Source organism: Mycobacterium sp. (assembly GCF_052145595.1).
In the GTDB taxonomy this organism is placed as follows: Bacteria; Actinomycetota; Actinomycetes; order Mycobacteriales; family Mycobacteriaceae; genus Mycobacterium.
In genome coordinates this window covers 1-21,161 of the sequence record NZ_JBKQOI010000367.1, presented here as the reverse complement: position 1 = coordinate 21,161, position 21,161 = coordinate 1, and the positions used below count along the sequence as shown (strand labels likewise).

At 65.6% G+C, this 21,161-nt stretch carries 17 protein-coding genes and 1 pseudogene; 11 read left to right on the top strand and 7 right to left on the bottom strand.

What is annotated here, in order from left to right; translation table 11 throughout:
- The first annotated feature begins 26 nt into the window (after nucleotides 1-26).
- From ACLP4W_RS29980 to ACLP4W_RS29965, 4 genes and pseudogenes are all read left to right on the top strand, one after another.
- Nucleotides 27-362 carry a hypothetical protein gene (locus ACLP4W_RS29980; RefSeq protein WP_442391203.1) on the top strand — a complete coding sequence of 112 codons (336 nt, stop codon included), beginning with the start codon at nucleotides 27-29 and terminating at the stop codon, nucleotides 360-362.
- Nucleotides 363-524: 162 nt separating this feature from the next.
- On the top strand, nucleotides 525-2,276 hold the full coding sequence (locus ACLP4W_RS29975) for a DUF3556 domain-containing protein (protein WP_442391201.1): 1,752 nt from the start codon (nucleotides 525-527) through the stop codon (nucleotides 2,274-2,276).
- A pseudogene (locus ACLP4W_RS29970) lies at nucleotides 2,273-3,698 on the top strand (phytoene desaturase family protein). Before ACLP4W_RS29975 ends, ACLP4W_RS29970 begins: the two are co-directional and overlap by 4 nt.
- A gap of 138 nt (nucleotides 3,699-3,836) precedes the next feature.
- Nucleotides 3,837-4,652: a L,D-transpeptidase gene (locus ACLP4W_RS29965; RefSeq protein WP_442391273.1), complete on the top strand. Its 816-nt coding sequence runs from the start codon at nucleotides 3,837-3,839 to the stop codon at nucleotides 4,650-4,652.
- A gap of 202 nt (nucleotides 4,653-4,854) precedes the next feature.
- On the opposite strand, the gene ACLP4W_RS29960 is transcribed toward ACLP4W_RS29965, so the two are convergent.
- A complete protein-coding gene (locus ACLP4W_RS29960; RefSeq protein WP_442391199.1) occupies nucleotides 4,855-5,637 on the bottom strand; it encodes a beta-xylosidase in 783 nt (260 codons plus the stop codon).
- Nucleotides 5,638-6,281: 644 nt separating this feature from the next.
- Between ACLP4W_RS29960 and gap the strand changes: the two genes are divergently transcribed.
- The 7 genes from gap to ppc all read left to right on the top strand — a co-directional run bounded on the left by gap (nucleotide 6,282) and on the right by ppc (nucleotide 14,638).
- Nucleotides 6,282-7,301 (top strand): type I glyceraldehyde-3-phosphate dehydrogenase, encoded by a 1,020-nt coding sequence (gene gap / locus ACLP4W_RS29955; protein WP_442391197.1) that lies wholly within the window; start codon nucleotides 6,282-6,284, stop codon nucleotides 7,299-7,301.
- Between the two features lie 2 nt (nucleotides 7,302-7,303).
- Nucleotides 7,304-8,563, top strand: a complete 1,260-nt coding sequence (locus tag ACLP4W_RS29950) for a phosphoglycerate kinase (RefSeq protein ID WP_442391195.1) — start codon at nucleotides 7,304-7,306, stop codon at nucleotides 8,561-8,563.
- 15 nt (nucleotides 8,564-8,578) lie between these two features.
- Nucleotides 8,579-9,364, top strand: a complete 786-nt coding sequence (tpiA, locus tag ACLP4W_RS29945) for a triose-phosphate isomerase (protein ID WP_442391193.1) — start codon at nucleotides 8,579-8,581, stop codon at nucleotides 9,362-9,364.
- Nucleotides 9,365-9,436: 72 nt separating this feature from the next.
- Nucleotides 9,437-10,003, top strand: a complete 567-nt coding sequence (locus ACLP4W_RS29940; RefSeq protein WP_442391191.1) for a PadR family transcriptional regulator — start codon at nucleotides 9,437-9,439, stop codon at nucleotides 10,001-10,003.
- A complete protein-coding gene (locus tag ACLP4W_RS29935) occupies nucleotides 10,000-11,442 on the top strand; it encodes an MFS transporter (protein WP_442391189.1) in 1,443 nt (480 codons plus the stop codon). The genes ACLP4W_RS29940 and ACLP4W_RS29935 overlap by 4 nt, the downstream gene beginning before the upstream one ends.
- A gap of 66 nt (nucleotides 11,443-11,508) precedes the next feature.
- Complete coding sequence (secG, locus tag ACLP4W_RS29930) at nucleotides 11,509-11,742, top strand: preprotein translocase subunit SecG (protein WP_442391187.1); 234 nt, start codon at nucleotides 11,509-11,511, stop codon at nucleotides 11,740-11,742.
- A gap of 88 nt (nucleotides 11,743-11,830) precedes the next feature.
- Nucleotides 11,831-14,638: a phosphoenolpyruvate carboxylase gene (gene ppc, locus ACLP4W_RS29925; RefSeq protein WP_442391185.1), complete on the top strand. Its 2,808-nt coding sequence runs from the start codon at nucleotides 11,831-11,833 to the stop codon at nucleotides 14,636-14,638.
- Between the two features lie 52 nt (nucleotides 14,639-14,690).
- Here ppc and ACLP4W_RS29920 read toward each other — a convergent pair whose 3' ends face one another.
- The 6 genes from ACLP4W_RS29920 to ACLP4W_RS29895 all read right to left on the bottom strand — a co-directional run.
- Nucleotides 14,691-15,089 (bottom strand): ATPase, encoded by a 399-nt coding sequence (locus ACLP4W_RS29920; protein WP_442391271.1) that lies wholly within the window; start codon nucleotides 15,087-15,089, stop codon nucleotides 14,691-14,693.
- A 93-nt stretch (nucleotides 15,090-15,182) separates the two neighbouring features.
- Complete coding sequence (gene pgl, locus ACLP4W_RS29915) at nucleotides 15,183-15,926, bottom strand: 6-phosphogluconolactonase (protein WP_442391183.1); 744 nt, start codon at nucleotides 15,924-15,926, stop codon at nucleotides 15,183-15,185.
- Nucleotides 15,923-16,834, bottom strand: a complete 912-nt coding sequence (gene opcA / locus ACLP4W_RS29910) for a glucose-6-phosphate dehydrogenase assembly protein OpcA (RefSeq protein ID WP_442391181.1) — start codon at nucleotides 16,832-16,834, stop codon at nucleotides 15,923-15,925. The genes pgl and opcA overlap by 4 nt, the downstream gene beginning before the upstream one ends.
- A gap of 49 nt (nucleotides 16,835-16,883) precedes the next feature.
- Nucleotides 16,884-18,449 carry a glucose-6-phosphate dehydrogenase gene (gene zwf / locus ACLP4W_RS29905; RefSeq protein ID WP_442391179.1) on the bottom strand — a complete coding sequence of 522 codons (1,566 nt, stop codon included), beginning with the start codon at nucleotides 18,447-18,449 and terminating at the stop codon, nucleotides 16,884-16,886.
- Nucleotides 18,446-19,567 (bottom strand): transaldolase, encoded by a 1,122-nt coding sequence (tal, locus tag ACLP4W_RS29900; protein WP_442391178.1) that lies wholly within the window; start codon nucleotides 19,565-19,567, stop codon nucleotides 18,446-18,448. The genes zwf and tal overlap by 4 nt, the downstream gene beginning before the upstream one ends.
- A 15-nt stretch (nucleotides 19,568-19,582) precedes the next feature.
- Nucleotides 19,583-21,161 (bottom strand): transketolase family protein (locus tag ACLP4W_RS29895; RefSeq protein WP_442391176.1); only part of this gene is annotated, 1,579 nt, incomplete at its 5' end.

Below are 21,161 nucleotides of genomic sequence, written 5' to 3'. Positions count from 1 at the left end.
CGGTCAATGTACGTCAAACGGGCGCCGTGTCTCCGCTGACCGCGAGCCGCCCCGCCGCGGATGTCGAATGCCCGGGACCCGAGACGGCGGATCAGCGCCAGGCCGAGTACTTTCTGCGTCTGCTCACCCAGAGCCGCCACCTCATCGATCACCGGATCGACGAATACCAGAAGGCGATCGCCGTCGCCGAAGCCGAAGGCGACGCAGAGGGCGCCTGCGGTTTTCGGCGCATGGCGCGCATCGAGGAACAGGACGGGCGCACCCTCGACGGAATGATCGAGAAGCTCCACCGCAGATTTCCGCTGCGGGCGTCGGGCGAGGTTCCCCCACTTCCCGGTAAGGCGCGGCTGGTGGTCCGTTAGGACCGCAACGAGTTTCGCGATCGCGGCGAATCCACGCGATCGCTCCATCCACATTTGCCTCAGCTAGTTTCGTAACGAGCGCAAAATCGGCACATCCGTCGTGCGGTGCCGATAGATTGTATTCGCCAACTGGTTTCACCTCCGACAGGAATGAGGCCTCCCATGGGATTCATGTCACCGGAGCTTCCGCACGTCGACCCCGACATCTGGCGGACCGAGCCACGGGCAACGCGGCTGCAAGTCGTCACCCGGCACTGGGTGGAACACGGCTACGGCACGCCGTACGCGGTGTATCTGCTTTACCTGATCAAGATTGCGGCGTACGTCGCCGCCCCCGCCGCGATCATCTCGCTGACACCCGGCCTCGGCGGGCTGGGCCGCATCGGCGACTGGTGGACGCAACCGATCGTGTATCAGAAGGTCATCATTTTCACCCTGCTGTTCGAGGTCTTGGGCTTCGGCTGCGGATCCGGACCGCTCACCGCGCGCTTCATGCCACCGATCGGCGGGTTCCTTTATTGGTTGCGGCCCAAAACAATTCGGCTGCCCGCCTGGCCAGGCAAGGTTCCGTTCACCAGCGGTGACACTCGCACCGCCTTCGACGTCGCCCTCTATGTCATCGTGTTGATCGGCGGGGCGTGGGCGCTGTTGTCGCCCGGTCACGGCGGGTCGGTCACCGCCACCGGCGATGTCGGTCTGATCGATCCTGTCCTGGTGGCGCCGACGATCGTCGCCCTGGCGATATTGGGGCTGCGCGACAAGACCATCTTCCTGGCCGCCCGCGGCGAACACTACTGGCTGAAGCTGATCGTGTTCTTCTTCCCCTTTACCGATCAGATCGCGGCTTTCAAGATCATCATGCTCGGCTTGTGGTGGGGGGCAGCGACTTCCAAGCTCAACCATCATTTTCCCTACGTCATATCGGTGATGACGAGCAACAATGCGCTGCTGCGGCCCAAGCTGTTCAACTGGTTCAAGCACATGCTCTACCTCGACCCGGTCAACGACTTACGGCCGTCCTGGTTGCCGAAGATCATGGCCCATGTCGGCGGTACCACGGCGGAATTCCTGGTCCCGGGGGTTCTAGTGTTCGTTGCCGACGGACAGCCCTGGCGGTGGTTCCTCATCGGGTTCATGGTGATCTTCCACCTGAACATCCTTTCCAACCTCCCGATGGGAGTGCCGTTGGAGTGGAACGTGTTCTTCATTTTCTCGCTACTTTATCTGTTTGGGCATTACGGCGGGATCCATGCCGTCGACCTTCAGTCACCGCTGCTGCTGGCCATCTTAATCGTCGCGCTCGCCATCGTGCCGATCGCGGGAAACCTTTTTCCCGAACAGATTTCGTTCCTGCCCGCGATGCGCTATTACGCCGGTAACTGGGCCACCAGTGTGTGGTGCTTCCGCGCGGGCGCCGAGGACAAGGTAGAAGCCAACATCGTGAAAAGCTCTGCGCTCGTTGTCAATCAGCTGGCCAAGCTCTACGACACGGCGACCGCCGAGATCATGAGCGACAAGACGGCCGCCTTCCGGGCCATGCACGCTCATGGCAGAGCACTCAATGGGCTGTTGCCCCGCGCGATCGAGAACGAAGCCGACTACAGCTTGCGAGAGGGTGAGATCGTTGCCGGGCCGCTGGTCGGCTGGAACTTCGGCGAAGGCCACCTGCACAACGAGCAGCTACTGGCCGCGGTGCAGCGGCGCTGCCACTTCGCCGACGGCGACGTCCGCGTCATCGTCCTGGAAGGTCAGCCGATCCACATCCAAAAGCAGTGGTACCGCATCGTCGACGCGAAGACCGGCCTGATCGAGGCGGGCTACGTAGACGTCAAGGACATGCTGACCCGCCAGCCGTGGCCCCAGCCCGGCGACGAGTTCCCCGTTCACGTCACGACCCAACGCAGCGCTCGATGACGACCGCGGTTGTCGTCTGTGCCGGCCCCAACGGTCTGGCCGCCGCGATTCACCTTGCCCGTCACGGTGTCGATGTGCAGGTGCTGGAGGCTCGCGACACGGTCGGCGGGGAGCGCGCTCGGGTGAGCTGACGGTGCCGGGAGTCATCCACGACCACTGCTCGGCGTTTCACCCGTTGGGCGTCGGTTCGCCGTTCTGGAAGGAGATCGACCTGCAGCGCTACGGGCTGGTGTGGAAGTGGCCGGAGATCGACTGCGCGCACCCGCTCGACGACGGCACCGCGGGCGTGCTGTATCAGTCGATCGAACAGACCGTGGCACGGATGGGACCCGACGTCAAACGGTGGCGGGCCGCCGTCGGCGACCTCGCCGCGGGATTCGATGAGCTCGCCCAGGATTTGATGCGCCCGGGATCCACTTGCCGCGCCATCCGATTCGCCTCGCGTGGTTCGGGCCGCGCGCGGTGCTACCGGCCACCGCGATGGCCCGCTGGTTTCGCACCGAGCAGGCACGCGCGTTGTTCGGCGGCGCGGCCGCGCACGCCTACACCCGGCAGGACCGACCGCTCACCGCAGCCGTGGGCCTGATGTTTCTGGCCAGCGGGCACCGCTACGGATGGCCCGTCGCCGAAGGGGGAACCGGTTCGATCATCCAGGCCCTGGCCGCCGCCCTGAAAGCGCACGGTGGCACTGTGACCACCGGGGTGACGGTTGCCAGTCGCCGAGACATCCCCGACGCCGACATCGTCATGCTCGACCTCAGCCCGGCCCCGGCGCTCAAGATTTACGGCGATGTCATGCCGGGCGGGATCAAGCGGTCCTATGGGCGCTACCGCGAGGGGTCGTCGGCGTTCAAGGTCGACTTCGCCATCGAGGGCGACATCCCGTGGACGAACCCCGACTGCCGGCGCGCCGGCACCGTCCATCTCGGCGGGACATTCGCCGAGATCGCGGACACCGAACGCCAACGCGCACAGGGCAAAATGGTGCAACGGCCGTTCATTCTCGTAGGGCAGCAATACCTGGCCGACCCATCCCGCTCCGCGGGCAACATCAACCCGATATGGGCGTACGCCCACGTGCCGTTCGGCTTCACCGGCGACGCGACCGCCGCCGTCGTCGACCAGGTAGAGCGGTTCGCTCCCGGATTCCGCGACCGCGTCGTCGCAACGGTCAGCAAGGGAACTGCCGAACTACAGGCCTACAACCCCAACTACATCGGCGGCGACATCATCGGCGGCGCAAACGACCGGCTGCAGGTCATCCTTCGCCCGCGGATCGCGGTCAACCCGTACGCGACCGGTGTGCCGGGTGTCTACCTGTGTTCGCAGTCGACGCCGCCGGGAGCCGGTATTCACGGGCTGTGTGGCTACCACGCCGCCGATTCGGCGCTGAGGTGGCTCCGAAAGCGACGCGGCCGCTGAGGTTGCCGGAGTTCGCTCGCTGTAGCCAAAACGTGACCCAGGGTTGATCGAATTGCTAACGCGCCCTTGCGCTTCCACCCGCCACGGCACCCGTACCATCACTATTACAACTCCTGTCAATCAAAGGGAATCGGAGTCATGCGCGCGATTGTTCGGTGTGTTCTTGCCGTCATCGGGATCGCTGCGATTGCTGTTGCGCGGCCAACGGACGTAAGCCTGATGGCGGCGACCCAGTCGTATAGATCCGCTATCGCGTCGGTTCTGCCAACACGGGGGGAGGTGGCGGGTGTGGCGCACCCCGTGGTCGTGACGTTCAGTGCGCCCATAACCAACTTAGCCAACCGGCACGCGGCCGAGCGTGCCGTCGAGATCAAATCGACACCCGCGATGACCGGCAAATTCGAATGGCTCGACAACGACGTGCTGCAGTTTGTTCCCGACCGATTCTGGCCGGCGCACAGCACGGTGGCGCTTTCGGTGGGCGACGTGCACACGGAGTTTAAGACGGGTCCTGCCGTCGTCGGTATTGCCAGTATCTCGGGACACACGTTCACCGTGAGCATCGACGGAGTCGAGGCGGGACCGCCGCCGCCACTGCCAGCGCCGCACCACCGACCTCACTTTGGGGAAGAAGGCGTGATGCCGGCCTCGATGGGTAGGCCGGAATACCCGACGCCGGTCGGCACCTACACCGTGCTGTCCAAGGAACGCTCGCTGATTATGGATTCGAGCAGCGTCGGCATCCCCGTCGACGCCCCCGATGGTTACCGGATCCCGGTGGATTACGCCGTCCGTATCACCAGCCGCGGTCTCTTCGTGCACTCAGCTCCGTGGGCTGTGAATGCGCTCGGGTTGGAGAATGTCAGCCACGGCTGCATCAGCCTGAGCCCCGAAGACGCCGAGTGGTACTACAACATGGTCAACGTCGGCGACCCGGTGATTGTGCAGGAATAGCAACGGCGATTGAGAGCCGCCGGTTTCGTCGGGCTCCGTACCGTGGACCTCGTTACTTAACAGGGAACGGACAGCGTCGAGCACTTCACCCAGCAGAAGAGCGTGCTGATGCCGATGGGCTACACGGTCGAGTGACGCTCGGCAGTTGGCTCAGGACCCGTTGGTGGCAACCCAGCGGGTCCGCACAACCCGGAAAAGGATCTCAGCGCCCGCTCGCACCCGAAGGACCGGGCAGAACCGGCTGACCGGGCACAGGGCTGCCAGCCGGCGCCGGACCAGTCGGCGCACCCTTACCGGTCCCGGACATGTCAATGATCGGAGCACCCGCCGGCAGCGGCGCACCCACCGGCCCAAGCGCAATCAGCGGAGTACCAATCGGCACCACCGGAGCCACCGCCGCACCCACTGGCACTGGTGCGCCAATCGGGACCGGTGCGCCAATCGGGACCGGTGCACCTACCGGCACCGGCGCACCGACTGGCACCGGCGCGCCAACCGGAACCGGTGCACCCACCGGCACCGGCGGCCCAAGGTCAATCAGCGGAGCACCAACTGGCACCGGCGCACCCACCGGAGCCACAACCGGCCCAGGCGCAACCAGCGGAACACCGGCCATGGCAGTGAGTGGAGCGCTGGTTGTGCACACGTCCGTGGCCACCGTTCCACCGGCGGCTCCCGGTCCGCCGGCGGCTGTGGGCCCACCGGCGGCTCCCGGTCCACCAGCAGCTGGTATCGGTCCACCGGCGGCTGCCGGTCCGCCGGCGATGGAGCTGGTGACACACTGGCACGTCGCCGCCGATCCTCCGCCGGCTGCCGGTCCGCCCGCTGCTGGCGCTCCAGCCTCACCCGCCATCCCCTGGACGCACACATAGCCGCCGGTTTTCAGCGGTGGGGCGGCTGCCGCATCCGGGCCCAACGCTAGAGCGGCCCCGCACAACCCAGCGATGGCAACTACTTTGGTGTTGAACCGATCGAAGGCCGTCATCAAGGTCGACTCCTTTAGCGCTCAAGTATTTCCGCAATCAACTCGTGCAGCAGAACCGCATAGTCGTACCGCAGTCGTGATGAATGTACGGCTGGTTATCGCTATTGCACACGCGCCAATCGCGGCGCTTATAGAACCGATACAAAGGAGACATGCTCCGGTTATCGCAGGTGGGCGTGCACTGAGGGGGAGCGCTTCCAGCGGTCCGGTGATGGACCTGTTGTTCCGACTTTGTTGTCGGGCCTAACGGTCACAGAATCGCAGCGGCGGGGTAAACGCGCGACAACACCGAAGCCCGTGGCTCAGCCGGCGGCAGTGCAGTTTGAATTCAAACCTTGGTCATTTCGCCTGCGCGGAATGCGGTATTCGTGGCAATTCCGCGTCGCGCGGGCGGGTGGTTCCAGCCGCTCGGCCCCAACCGGCGAAAAAGCGCAGTCACATCGGGCCGTCCGGTCCACACGAGCGGGCGCGGGCCAGGAACGGGGGTGCAGTTTTCCTCTGTCACGGCCCCCGCCGAACCAGCCACTTCCCGGCACAAATGTCGAGAATGGTCCAGCGCTGTTACCGGCGGCAGCGTCGTTGTTACTGATCTAGGCTGACGGCGAGAGGTTCATCAGCGGACATAGAAAGACAGGGAGAGACAAATGACGGTCCGAGTAGGCATCAACGGCTTCGGTCGAATCGGGCGCAATTTCTACCGCGCCTTACTGGCTCAGAAGGAGCAGGGCACCGTCGACATCGAAGTGGTCGCCGTCAACGACATCACCGACAACGCCACGCTGGCCCACCTGCTCAGATTCGACTCGATCCTGGGCCGGCTCCCCTACGACGTCAGCCTCGAAGGCGAGGACACCATCGTCGTCGGCGACAACAAGATCAAAGCCCTCGAGGTCAAGGAAGGGCCGGCGGCAATGCCGTGGGCCGACCTCGGGGTAGACGTCGTCGTCGAATCCACCGGGCGCTTCAACGACGCCGCCAAGGCCAAGGGCCACCTGCAGTCCGGCGCCAAGAAGGTGATCATCTCCGCGCCGGCCACCGACCCGGACATCACCATCGTCCTGGGAGTCAACGAGGACAACTACGACGGCAGTCAGAACATCATCTCCAACGCGTCGTGCACGACGAATTGCCTTGCGCCGCTGGCCAAAGTGCTGCACGACGAGTTCGGCATCGTCAGGGGCCTGATGACCACCATCCACGCCTACACCCAAGATCAGAACCTGCAGGACGGGCCACACAAGGATCTGCGTCGCGCCCGCGCCGCCGCGGTGAACATCGTGCCGACCTCCACCGGCGCGGCCAAGGCGATCGGTCTGGTGATGCCCGAGCTGAAGGGCAAGCTCGACGGCTACGCGCTGCGGGTGCCGATCCCGACCGGCTCGGTCACCGACCTGACCGCCGAGCTGTCCAAATCCGCCAGCGTTGAAGAGATCAACGCGGCGTACAAGGCCGCCGCCGAGGGCAGGCTCAAGGGCATTCTGAAGTACTACGACGCGCCGATCGTCTCGAGCGACATCGTCACCGACCCGCACAGCTCGATCTTCGACTCCGGCCTGACGAAGGTGATCGGCGACCAGGCCAAGGTGGTGTCCTGGTACGACAACGAATGGGGCTACGCCAACCGCCTCATTGATCTGGTCGCCCTGGTCGGCAAGTCGCTCTAACCGTGACGACGTCCACCGTCCACACGCTCGCAGACCTTCTGGCCGAAGGTGTTTCTGGTCGCGGCGTGCTGGTGCGCTGCGATCTGAACGTCCCGCTCGATGACTCTGCTGGTCAACAGGGCACTATCACCGATCCGGGCCGCATCACCGCGTCGGTACCCACCCTGAAGGCGCTTCTCGACGCCGGCGCCAAGGTGGTGGTCACCGCACACCTGGGTCGTCCCAAGGGCGGACCCGATCCGAAGCTGTCGCTGGCGCCGGTCGCCGCGGCGCTCGGCGAACAGCTGGGCCAGCATGTGCAGTTGGCCGGCGGCCCCGATCGTTCCCCTGTCGGGGGTGACGCGCTGGCGCGTGCCGAGGGGCTGACCGACGGCGACATCCTGCTGCTGGAGAACATCCGCTTCGACCCGCGCGAAACCAGCAAGGACGACGGCGAGAGACTGGCACTGGCCAGGCAACTGGCCGAATTGGTCTCGCCGGGAGGCGCTTTCGTCTCCGACGGCTTCGGGGTGGTGCACCGCAAGCAGGCCTCAGTGTACGACGTCGCCACCCTGCTGCCGCACTATGCCGGCACGCTGGTGGCCGAGGAGATACGGGTGCTGGAGCAGCTGACCAGCTCGACCAAACGCCCGTATGCGGTGGTGCTCGGCGGGTCGAAGGTGTCCGACAAGCTCGGCGTCATCGAGTCGCTGGCGACCAAGGCCGACAGCATCGTGATCGGCGGCGGCATGTGCTTCACATTCCTTGCGGCGCAAGGTCTTTCAGTTGGCAAGTCGCTGCTGGAAGACGAGATGGTCGATACCTGCCGCAGGCTGCTGGACACCTACCACGATGTGCTGCGACTGCCGATGGACATCGTGGTGGCCGAGAAGTTCGCCGCCGACTCGCCGCCGCAGACCGTCGCGGCCGACGCTATCCCGGGCGATCTGATCGGCCTGGACATCGGGCCGGGATCGGTCAAACGCTTCGCAACCGTGCTCTCCAACGCCGAGACCATCTTCTGGAACGGGCCGATGGGGGTGTTCGAATTTCCGGCGTTCGCCGTCGGTACGAAGGGCGTCGCCGAAGCGATCGCCGCGGCGACGGGCAAGGGCGCGTTCAGCGTGGTGGGCGGCGGCGACTCCGCCGCCGCGGTGCGCGCGCTCGGTATCCCGGAGGGCGACTTCTCGCACATATCCACTGGCGGCGGCGCATCGCTGGAATACCTGGAGGGCAAGACGCTACCCGGCATCGAGGTGCTGGGCCGGCCCCAGCCGAATTAAGCCAAAAGGAGACTCGTGAGCCGCAAGCCGCTGATCGCCGGCAACTGGAAAATGAACCTCAATCACTTCGAGGCGATCGCGCTGGTGCAAAAGATCGCGTTCGCGTTGCCGGACAAGTACTACGACAAAGTTGACGTCACCGTTCTCCCGCCATTCACCGACCTGCGCAGCGTGCAGACGCTGGTTGACGGCGACAAGCTCCGGCTGACCTACGGCGGCCAGGACCTGTCCCAGCGCGACTCGGGCGCCTACACCGGCGACATCAGCGGAGCGTTCCTTGCCAAGCTGGGCTGCACCTTCGTCGTCGTCGGGCACTCCGAGCGACGCTCCTACCACAACGAGGATGACGCGCTGGTGGCCGCCAAGGCCGCCGCTGCGCTCAAGCACGACTTGACCCCGATCGTCTGCATCGGCGAGCACCTCGAGGTTCGGGAGGCGGGCGAGCACGTCAGCCACTGTGAGAAGCAGCTGCGGGGATCGCTGGCCGGGCTTTCCGCCGCGCAGATCGGCGCCGTTGTCATCGCCTACGAGCCCGTGTGGGCGATCGGCACAGGGCGGGTGGCCAGCGGCGCCGACGCCCAGGAGGTGTGCGCGGCGATCCGCAAGGAAGTGGGCAAGCTGACATCGCCGAAGGTCGCCGACGGCGTTCGGGTGCTCTACGGAGGCTCGGTGAACGCCAAGAACATCGGCGACATCGTCGCCCGCGACGATATCGACGGGGCTCTGGTCGGCGGGGCGTCACTGGACGGTGAGCAGTTCGCGACGCTGGCGGCGATCGCCGCCGGTGGGCCGCTGCCGTAACACCTAGGGTTATGCCCGAAAAGGGCTTTACCGGCCTGGATTGCGTACGAGTACTCGTGCAAGAGTAGTCGCATGTCGTCCATACGGATCTTCATTCTGGCGGCGCTTCAGGAACGCGGGCCAATGCACGGCCATCAGTTGCGCCTACTCGCCGAAGAGGAGCACGTGAGCTTGTGGACGGACATCACCGTCGGCGGGTTATACGGCGCGATCAAGCGGCTGGCTGCCGAGGATCTCATCGAGGAGGTCCGGGTCGAGCGAGCCGGCGCCTACCCGCAACGGCAGGTATGGGCGATCACCGATGCCGGACGCGAGGCCCTCGGAGCGCTGCGCCTGCGGGCGTTGCGCGAGATTGTGATCAAGCCGGACCCATTCGACTTGGCGATCACCAGGCTGTGCTCGGACCATCTCGATGATTTGCCAACGATTATCGCCGCCCGCATCGGATCGCTGAACGCCATGCTTACCGAGTGGGAAGCCCACGCCGCCACCATCGACCGTTACCTGACCGCCGCCGAAAAGCTGGCATTGAAGCACCGGGCCTACCGGCTGCGCGCCGAAATCGCTTGGCATGAGGAGCTTTCCGAAGCGCTGCCCGGAATCGCCTCGGAACAGCGCGCTGGGGCTGACGGGATGTGAGCGCGTCAATATCGAAAACTGTTGTCACCGAACGTCGTAGCTGGCTGGCGTTGGCGGTCCTGCTGGTCGGTGCATTCATGGCGTTGCTGGACACCACCATCGTCAATGTCGCCATTCCCACCATTCGCACCAGTCTGGCGGCGTCGAACGCCGCGCTGACATGGATCGTTTCGGTCTACGCGCTGGCCTTCGGGCTGGCTTTGATACCAGCCGGCAGAGTCGGGGACCGCCACGGACACAGAAGGGTGTTCATCGCGGGTTTGTCGCTGTTCACCGTTGCGAGCCTGGCGTGCGGACTTGCGGCCAACGAGACGCAGCTCGTTTCCGCGCGGGCGGTTCAGGGGCTGGCCGGTGGGATGTTTTTCACGCCGATCACCGCGTTCATCCAGCTGATGTTCGCGGACCGGACGCGGGCCCGAGCCTTCGCGATGACGGGAGCGACGATCGGCCTTTCTGTCGCGGTTGGCCCGCTCGTCGGTGGCCTGATCATCGCGGCCTCGGGCGCAGACGCCGGGTGGCGGCTGGTTTTTGACGTAAACGTCCCGCTGGGCGTGCTCGCGGTCATCGCTGCCGTCCTGCTGCTTCCGGCGGGAGCCGAAAATACCGATACCGCAGCCGACTGGCCGGGCCTGATGTTGCTGTCGGCGGCGCTGGTGGCATTGCTGACCCCGTTGATCCAGGGGCAGCAAGACGGCTGGCCACCGTGGACCTACGCCTCGATGGCCGGCGCCATCGCGTTACTCGGGGTGTTTGCGCTGTGGGAACGCCACGTCGAGGCGGCCGGCGCTAATCCGCTTGTGCCGCCGCGATTGTTTGCTCATGCCTCATTCAGCGGGGGTGTGCTGCTCGCCCTGGTGTTCTTCGCGGCCTTCACGAGCATCTTCTTCACCATTGCGCTGCTGTGGCAGGCAGGTCTGGGCCACACGGCGCTGCAGTCCGGAGTAGTGCTGACGCCGTTCGCAATCGGGTTGATCGTCGGTGCCTCCCGAAGTGACGCGCTGGCCGCCCGGTTCGGACGCAGGGTCCTCGTGGCCGGGCTGGGCATGGTCGCCATCGGCATCACCGCCGTCTGGCTCCTGCTGGCACTGACACCGCCCACCGGCTACAGCGGCTGGCGACTGGCCGCGCCGCTGTTGATGGCGGGTGTCGGCAGCGGCTTCTTCATCGCACCCAACGTCGACTTCATCGTCGCTACCGTCAACCCTACAGACGCGGGCGCGGCCAGCGGCGTGATCGGGACGATGCAACGGGTTGGCAGCGCTATCGGCATCGCGATCATCGGCACCATCCTCTTCGGGACCCTTCAGGTCAACTCGGCCGGTCCCGACGCGCTCGCGCTGGCGTTTGGTCACAGTGCCGCCCTTGCTATGGCCGCAAGCGCCGGACTGAGCGTCGCGGCCTTCGTATTGGTTTTTGCTTTGCCAAAACGAACCGGGTGACGCCGCGCGCGGCGTCGCCGAGCCTCGGCTACGGGCGAGTGGGCCCGAACCGGTAAGGTGTCTGTCATGCAATTGGCCCTGCAGATCACCCTGGTAGTCACCAGCATCCTGGTGGTGCTGCTGGTGCTGCTGCATCGCGCCAAGGGTGGCGGCCTGTCGACGCTGTTCGGCGGTGGTGTGCAGTCAAGCCTGTCCGGGTCGACGGTGGTGGAAAAGAACCTGGACCGCCTGACGCTGTTCATCGCCGGCATCTGGCTGGTCTGCATCGTCGGTATGGCTTTGACGATCAAATACCGATGACGACGATCAAATACCGATGACGTCGATCAAATACCGCTGATCCCCGCACGACGGGCGGACCGCGCGATCCGCACCGATACTGGGACGCATGGTTGAGGTTTCCGACACCGCGCTAGAACCGATCGGTGCCGTCCAGCGGACCCGGGTCGGACGCGAGGCGACCGAGCCGATGCGCGCCGACATCAGGCTGCTGGGCACCATCCTGGGCGACACCGTGCGCGAGCAGAACGGCCACGAGGTGTTCGACCTGGTGGAACGTGCGCGGGTGGAGTCCTTTCGGGTGCGGCGCTCCGAGATCGATCGGACCGACATGTCGCGGATGTTCGACGGCATCGACATCCACCGGGCGATCCCGATCATCCGCGCATTCAGCCACTTTGCGCTGCTGGTCAACGTGGCCGAGGACATCCACCGCGAGCGCCGACGCGCAATTCACGTCGACGCCGGCGAGCCACCGCAGGACAGCACCCTGGCGGCAACCTGCGCGAAACTCGATTCGGCAGAACTGGATTCGGCCACCGTGGCCGACGCGCTGAAGGGTGCCCTGGTGTCCCCGGTGATCACCGCACATCCCACCGAGACCCGTCGCCGCACCGTCTTCGTCACCCAGCACCGCATCACACAACTGATGCGGCTGCACGCTGAGGGGCACACGGAAACCGACGACGGCCGCAATATCGAACTCGAGTTGCGCCGCCAGGTGCTCACGCTGTGGCAGACCGCGCTGATCCGGTTGTCCCGGTTGCAGATCACCGACGAGATCGAGGTGGGCCTGCGGTATTACCCGGCCGCCTTGTTCGAGGTGATCCCGCAGGTCAACGCCGAGGTCCGGAAGGCATTGCGCGCGCGCTGGCCCGATGCAGATCTGCTTTCGGCGCCCATCCTGCAACCCGGCTCCTGGATCGGCGGTGACCGCGACGGCAATCCGAACGTAACCGCCGAAATCGTGCGACGGGCCACCGGCAGCGCCGCGTTCACCGCGCTGGCACACTACCTGGCCGAACTCACCGAACTCGAGCAGGAACTGTCGATGTCGGCGCGACTGATCACCGTCACCCCCGAATTGAACTCCCTGGCCGAGGGTTGTGACGACAAAGCTCGCGCTGACGAGCCCTACCGGCGGGCACTGCGGGTAATCCGTGCCCGGCTCACCGCGACGGCTTCCGAGATCCTGGACCGGCAGCCGCAGCACGAGCTTGACCTGGGCTTGCCACCGTATTCCGCGCCGGCCGAACTGCATTCCGATCTGGACGTCATCGACGCCTCGCTGCGCACGCACGGAGCCGCGCTATTGGCCGAGGATCGGCTGGCCCGATTGCGAGAAAGCGTGCACGTCTTCGGCTTTCACTTGTCCGGCCTGGACATGCGACAGAACTCGGACGTGCACGAAGAGGTGGTCGGCGAGCTGCTGGCCTGGGCCGGGGTGCATCCGGACTACAGCTCACTGCCCGAGGACGAACGGGTCGAACTGCTGGCGGGCGAACTCGGCACCCGCCGCCCGCTGGTCGGCGACCGCGCCCAATTGTCCGATCTGGCCCGCGGCGAGCTGGGCGTCGTCGCGGCCGCCGCCCACGCCGTCGAGCTCTACGGTCCGGCGGCGGTGCAAAACTACGTCATCTCGATGTGCCAGTCGGTGTCGGACGTCTTGGAGGGCGCAATCCTGTTGAAGGAGGCTGGCCTGCTGGACGCCTCCGGACCGGAACCCTATTGCCCCGTTGGTATCTCACCGCTTTTCGAGACGATCGACGACCTGCACAACGGGGCGTCGATTCTGCAAGCGATGCTGGACCTTCCGCTCTATCGATCGCTGGTCGACGCTCGGGGCGGATGCCAGGAAGTGATGCTCGGCTATTCCGACTCCAACAAGGACGGCGGGTACCTGGCCGCCAACTGGGCCGTCTACCGCGCCGAACTCACCCTCGTGGAAGTCGCACGCAAAACCGGTATTCGGTTGCGGCTCTTCCACGGTCGCGGCGGAACCGTCGGCCGCGGCGGCGGCCCCAGCTACCAGGCCATCCTCGCGCAACCCCCCGGAGCGGTGAACGGCTCGCTGCGCCTGACCGAGCAGGGTGAAGTGATCGCCGCCAAGTACGCCGAACCCCAGCTGGCCCGACGCAATCTGGAGAGCTTGGTGGCGGCCACCCTGGAGTCGACGCTGCTGGATGTCGAGGGCCTGGGCGACGACGCGGAACCGGCCTACGCGGTGCTCGACGAGGTGGCCGCCTTCGCCCATCGCGCCTACACCGAATTAGTGCACGAAACATCGGGTTTTGTCGAGTACTTCACCGCTTCCACACCGGTCAGCGAGATCGGGTCGCTGAACATCGGCAGCCGGCCGACATCACGCAAGCCCACCGCCTCGATCGCGGACTTGCGCGCGATCCCGTGGGTGCTGGCCTGGAGCCAGTCGCGGGTGATGCTCCCGGGTTGGTACGGCACGGGATCGGCGTTCGAACAGTGGATCGCGGCGGGCCCCGAAAGTGAAACCGAGCGGGTGGAGATACTGCACGAGCTGTATCAGCGGTGGCCGTTCTTCCGCAGCGTGCTGTCGAACATGGCACAGGTGCTGGCCAAGAGCGATCTGGGCCTGGCGGCCCGCTACTCCGAGCTGGTGGCCGACGAATCGTTGCGCCGCAGAGTGTTCGACAAGATTGTCGACAAGCACCACCGCACCATCGCCATGCACAAGCTGATCACCGGTCACGCCGACCTGCTTGCCGACAACCCGGCGTTGGCGCGTTCGGTGTTCAACCGCTTTCCCTATCTGGAGCCACTGAACCACCTGCAGGTGGAGTTGCTTCGCCGCTATCGCTCGGGCGATAACGACGAGTTGGTGCAGCGCGGCATTCTGCTGACGATGAACGGGCTGGCGAGCGCGCTGCGTAATAGCGGCTAACCCGGCTTCCGCGTGCCAGTTTGACGGGCCAAGCAGGTGGGCTTGGCCGACATCAATGCACTGTTCGGTTCCGCAGCCTGTCCATCACGCCGCGCACCGCGTGCTCGGTGACCGACAACGGCGACATCACCGTCTCGCCCACCCTCACCATGTAGTCAATCCGTTCGACGATGGCCTCCAGCGGCTCGACAAGGACAATGAGCCGCTTGGCGAGATTGTCCAGGCTGGACAGGGTGCCCTCCAGATGATCCAGACCGCGCTCCAAGCGCTCGACTGTGGCGTTGAGTGCCGACAGCGAACTGTTCAGTTCCTTCATGGTTTTGCCCAGGCCGTCGAGGACGTCTTCGACCTGCTCCACCGTCTTGTCGGCGTTCAACGCGGCCTGGGTGAGGGTTTTGATCCGGCTTCGCTCGGGCCCGCTGCGCACGGTTCTGTCTGCCATGAGGCTCATTATGACTCGCACGGGTCCGCACAAGCCCCCGCGCGTCACGCTGGCGTGGCCTTCGACGCCGACCGTCACGCTGGCGTGACGCTCGGCAAGGGCTTAGCGGGGAAGCTCGGCCGCGGCCTCCTCGTCGAGCAGCCAGAGCGTGGTTTCCAGCCCGATAGCCCCGGCGGCCGGCACCGAGACCGGTGGCGCGCCACCGATGGCAGCGGCCGCCGCGTCGGCCTTGGCCGCCCCGGACACCATCAGCCACACCTCACGGGACCGCCGGATTGCCGGCAGTGTCAAGGTGATTCGTTGTGGCGGCGGCTTGGGGGAGCCTTCGACCGCGACCACCATGCGGGCTGTCTCGAGCACGGCCGGGCTGTCCGGGAAGAGCGAATTGATGTGGCCCTCGGGCCCCATGCCCAGCAGGTGAACATCAAAATTCGGTGCGCGTTCGCCGTGTTCGGCGTTGGCCGCCAGGAGCTGTTCGTAGGCCAGCGCCGCGGCGGCGAGATCACTGCCGAATTCACCGTCGCTGGCCGGCATCGTGTGCACGTGGCTCGACGGGATGTCGATGTGATCGAGCAGGGCCGCCCGCGCCTGCTTGTCGTTGCGCTCGTCGTCGTCCTCGGGAACGTAGCGTTCGTCGCCCCAGAACAGATGCACCTTGGACCAGTCGATCTGCTGTTGCTGCGTGCCGAGGTACTGCAACAGTCCGATGCCGTTGCCACCGCCGGTCAGCACGATCAGCGCTTGCCCCCGGGCCGCCACCGCGGTCTGGATGGTGTCGACCAGCCGCCTGCCCGCGGCCTGGACCAAGGCCTCGCCATCGGGGAAAATATCGACAACGGGGCTCACACGTACTGCACCTTTTTGATGCCTTCCAGCGCCGTCAGGTAGATCTCGTCGGCGTCCAGCCGCCGCAGGTCCTCGGCCAGGCATTCACCGGTTTCCCTGCGCGGCAACGGAAGCAGTGCATCCGGCCTGGCGGTGCGACTCAGTGTGGCCGTCCTGCCCTGCTGGGGCCGGCTCAAGACGATGGTTTCGCTGTTGCGCACCAACTCCACCTTGAGGTCGCCGACGGCTCGGCGCACCGGACCGTCGATCCGGCTGGCCAACCAGCCCGCCAGGATGTCAAGAGCGGGTTCGGTTTTCAATCCGGACACCAGTGCCGACTCGATCGGTTCGTGGGGTGTCAGGTCGACTGCGGAGGTGAGCAGCGCACGCCAGTAGGTGATCCGCGCCCAACACAGGTCGGTATCACCGGCGGTGTATCCGGGCAGCCGGCTCTTGATCGCCGCCAACGGATCGATGCCGTTGGTGGCATCGGTGATGCGCCGAATTGCCAACTTGCCCAACGGGTCTTGGGCAGGCACATCTGGGGCGATGTCAGGCCACCACGCCACCACCGGGATGTCGGGCAGCAAAAAAGGAATGACCACGCTGGATGCGTGGCCGGCGAGCGCCCCGGACAGCCGCAGCACCACTACCTCGCTGGCGCCGGCGTCGCCGCCCGCCCGCAGTTGTGCGTCCAAGCGCGGTTCGTCAGCGTACGCGTCGCCTCTCATCGTGACGATGATCCGACTGGGGTGTTCATGGCTGGCGTTATTCGCTGCTTCGATGGAGTCTTCGAGCACAGCGTCGCTCTCCGGCGCGATGATCAGCGTCAGCACCCGGCCCATCGTGACGGCACCGACTTTTTCACGCAGTTCGTCAAGCTTTTTGTTAACCGCGGTGGTGCTGGTTTCGGGCATGTCGACGATCATCTGCGCCACTCCTCCTCATCGCTTCGCTCTGCATCGTCGCCGGCGCGGATCATGGCCGTCGCCATTCCCGGCCGGTGCGGCGCAGCATCTCGAAGGACGAGTCCGGACCCCACCCGCCGGCCTCGTAGGGGTCCGGCTTACCGTCTGCTGCCCAGTTATCGAGCACGGGATCGAGTATTTCCCAAGCCAATTCGACCTCCGCATTAACCGGAAACAGGGACGGCTCACCCAGGAGCACGTCCAGGATCAGCTGCTCGTAGGCCTCCGGTGATTCTTCGGCGAACGCCGAACCGTAGGAGAAGTCCATGTTGACATCGCGGACCTCCATTGCGGTGCCCGGCACCTTGGAGCCGAACCGCAGCGTGATGCCCTCGTCGGGCTGCACGCGGATGACCATGGCGTTGGTGCCCAGCTCGTCGGTCATCGTGGCGTCGAACGGCAGAAACGGTGCGCGTTTGAAGACCAGCGCGATCTCGGTCACCCTGCGGCCCAGGCGTTTACCCGTGCGCAGGTAGAACGGCACACCGGCCCAGCGGCGGGTGTCGATCTCGAGGGTGATGGCGGCGAACGTCTCCGTCCTGGAGTCCTTGGAGAAGCCCTCTTCGTCGAGCAACCCGACGACCTTCTCGCCGCCCTGCCAACCCGCGGCGTATTGGCCGCGGCTGGTGGTCTCGTCGAGCGGCTCGGCCAGTTGCGTTGCCGACAGCACCTTGATCTTCTCGGTCTGCAACGCCGTCGGCTTGAAGCTCACCGGTTCTTCCATGGCGGTCAGCGCGAGCAGTTGCATCAGATGGTTCTGGATGACATCGCGGGCGGCACCGATGCCGTCGTAGTAGCCGGCCCGTCCACCCAGTCCGATGTCTTCGGCCATGGTGATCTGCACGTGGTCGACGTAGTGCGCGTTCCAGATCGGGTCGAACAACTGATTGGCAAACCGCAGCGCCAGGATGTTGCGCACCGTCTCCTTGCCCAGGTAGTGGTCGATCCGGAACACCGACTCCTCGGGAAAGACGGCGTTGACGGCCTTGTTCAGGTCCTGCGCGCTTTCCAGGTCATGGCCGAACGGTTTCTCGATGACCACCCGGCTCCACCGATCGCCCTGCGGGCGGGCCAATCCGGACTTGTGCAGCTGGTCGCACACCACCGGGAAGGACTTGGGCGGGATGGCCAGGTAGAAGGCGTGGTTGCCGCCGGTGCCGCGTTCGGCGTCGAGCTTCTCCAGGGCTTCGGCGAGTCGGGCAAACGACTCGTCGTCGTCGAAAGAGCCCGGCACGAACCGGAATCCCTCGGCCAGCCGCTCCCAGTTCTCCTCGCGGAACGGCGTGCGGCAGTGGTCTTTGACGGCCTGGTAGACCACCTTACGGAAATCCTGAGTTTCCCAGTCCCGGCGGGCGAAGCCCACCAGCGAGAAGGTGGGGGGCAGCAGCCCCCGATTGGCCAGGTCGTAGATGGCCGGCATCACCTTCTTGCGGGCCAGGTCTCCGGTGACACCGAAAATCACCACGCCGCACGGGCCGGCGATCCTGGGTAGCCGCTTGTCTAGTTTGTCCCGCAACGGGTTACGCCACTGCGTGGCGCCGCCGCGGGCGGCCGTTTTCGATTCTGTGGGAGTCATTTGGCGGCGGAACCCAGTTGTTTCTGCGTTTCCTCCAGCAGCTCGGTCCAGGATTCCACGAACTTGTCCACGCCTTCTTTCTCCAGCACCAGGAACACATCGGTCAGGTCGATCCCGACCGCTTGCAGCTTGTCGAACACCTCCTGGGCGGCCGAAGCGGCGCCGCTGATCGTGTCACCCTTGACCACGCCGTGATCGGCGACGGCGTCAATCGTTTTCTCCGGCATGGTGTTTACCGTGTGCGGAGCGACCAGATCGGTGACGTAGAGGGTGTCGGAGTAGTCAGGGTTCTTGACGCCGGTCGACGCCCACAGCGGGCGCTGCACCCGGGCCCCGTCCGCCTTGAGCGGCTGGTAGCGGTCACCGGCGTCGAAGACCTCCTGGAATGCCGCGTAAGCCAGTCGGGCATTGGCCACACCGGCCTTGCCGCGCAGCCCAAGCGCCTCTTCGGAACCGAGCTTTTCCAGCCGCTTGTCGATCTCGGTGTCCACCCGGGAGACGAAAAACGATGCCACCGAATGAATCTTGGAGAGGTCGTGCCCGGCCTGGCGGGCTTTCTCCAAGCCGGCCAAGTAGGCGTCCATCACCTCGCGGTGTCGTTCGACGGAGAAGATCAAGGTGACGTTGACCGAAATCCCTTCCGCCAGAACGGCGGTGATGGCCGGCAGCCCGGCCTTGGTGGCCGGGATCTTGATCAGCAAGTTCGGCCGGTCGACGATCTTCCACAACTCGACCGCCTGCGCGATGGTCTTGTCCGTCTCGTTCGCCAGCCGCGGGTCGACCTCGATCGACACCCGGCCGTCCACCCCGTCGGAGGCCTCCCACTCACGCGTCAGCACGTCGCACCCGGTGCGCACGTCGTCGGTGGTGACGGTGCGCACGGTGGCGTCGACGTCGGCGCCGCGCTCGGCCAGCTCGGCGATCTGGCGATCGTAGTCGCGGCCTTCGGCGAACGCCTTCTGGAAGATGGAAGGGTTGGTGGTCACGCCGACAACACTTTTGGTATCAATCAGCTCCTGCAAGTTGCCCGACTGCAGTCGCTCGCGCGACAAGTCATCCAGCCAAACGGATACCCCCGCGGCGCTCAACGCCGCGAGGTTAGGGTTCTGACTGGTCATGTGAATCACCCTTTCTCAGTTATCCACTACCTGCTCCGCGGCGGCGGCCACGGCTTCGGCGGTGAAGCCAAATTCGCGGAACAATGTCTTTGCATCGGCGGATTCGCCATAGTGCTCGATCGAGATGATCATGCCGGTGTCACCGACCAGCTTGTGCCAGCATTGCGCGACCCCGGCCTCCACGGCGACCCTGGCCGACACCGACGGGGGCAACACCCTGTCGCGGTACTCCGACGGCTGGGACTCGAACCACTCCACGCACGGCATCGACACCACCCGGGCGATGATGTCCTTGTCCGCCAACAGCTTCGCGGCCTCGACCGCCAGCTGGACCTCGGAGCCGGTGGCGATCAAAACGACGTCGGGCTCTTGGTCCGGTTCCTGGCCGCCGCCGTCGAGTATGTAGCCGCCCCGGGCGACACCGTCGAGGTTGGTGCCTCCCAGGACCGGTACGCCCTGGCGCGTCAGGATCAGCCCAACCGGACCGCTGCCGGCGCCGCGAGCCAGGATGGTGCGCCAGGCGTAGGCGGTCTCGTTGGCGTCGGCCGGGCGCACCACCGACAGCCTGGGGATGGCGCGCAGAGCCGAAAGGTGCTCGATGGGCTGATGCGTCGGGCCGTCCTCGCCGAGCCCGATCGAATCGTGCGTCCACACGTAGATGGTGTCGATGTCCATCAGCGACGCCAGCCGCACCGCCGGGCGCATGTAGTCGGAGAACTGCAAGAACGTGCCCCCGTAAGCCCGGGTGGGGCCGTGCAGCACGATGCCGGACAGGATGGCGCCCATCGCGTGTTCGCGAATACCGAAGTGCAGCGTGCGGCCGTACCAGTGCGCGGTGTAGTCCTTGGTCGAAATCGACGGCGGGCCAAAGGAATCCACGCCCTTCATGGTGGTGTCGTTGCTGCCCGCCAGGTCGGCCGAACCGCCCCACAACTCCGGCAGTTTCGGTCCTACCGCGGACAGCACCGCGCCAGACGCGGCACGGGTGGCCAGCGCCTTGGACCCGGGCTCCCAGTGCGGTATGTCGGCGTCCCAGCCGTCGGGCAATTGCTGCGCGGTCAGCCGATCCAGCAGCGCTTTGCGTTCGGGCTCGCGCCGCGCCCAGGCCTCGAACCCTGGTTGCCAGCGCTCGTGGGCCTCTTTGCCGCGGGCCACCAGCCCCCTGGTGTGGGTGAGGACATCCTCTCGGACCTCGAACGTCTTGTCGGGATCGAATCCCAGGATTTTCTTGACGGCCGCGACCTCTTCGTCGCCGAGGGCCGCTCCGTGCGCCTTGCCGGTGTTCATCGCGTTCGGTGCCGGATAGCCGATGATGGTGCGCAGCGAGATGAACGAGGGCCGGTCGGTGACGGCCTTCGCGCTGGCGATGGCCTCCTCGATCGCGACGACGTTCTCCCCGCCTTCCACCTCCTGCACGTGCCAGCCGTAGGCGCGATACCGGGCGGCGGTGTCTTCGCACAGCGCGATGTTGGTGTCGTCCTCGATCGAGATCTGGTTGTGGTCGTAGAACACGATGAGGTTGCCCAGCTGCTGCACGGCCGCCAGCGACGACGCCTCCGAGGTCACGCCCTCTTCGATGTCCCCGTCGGAGGCG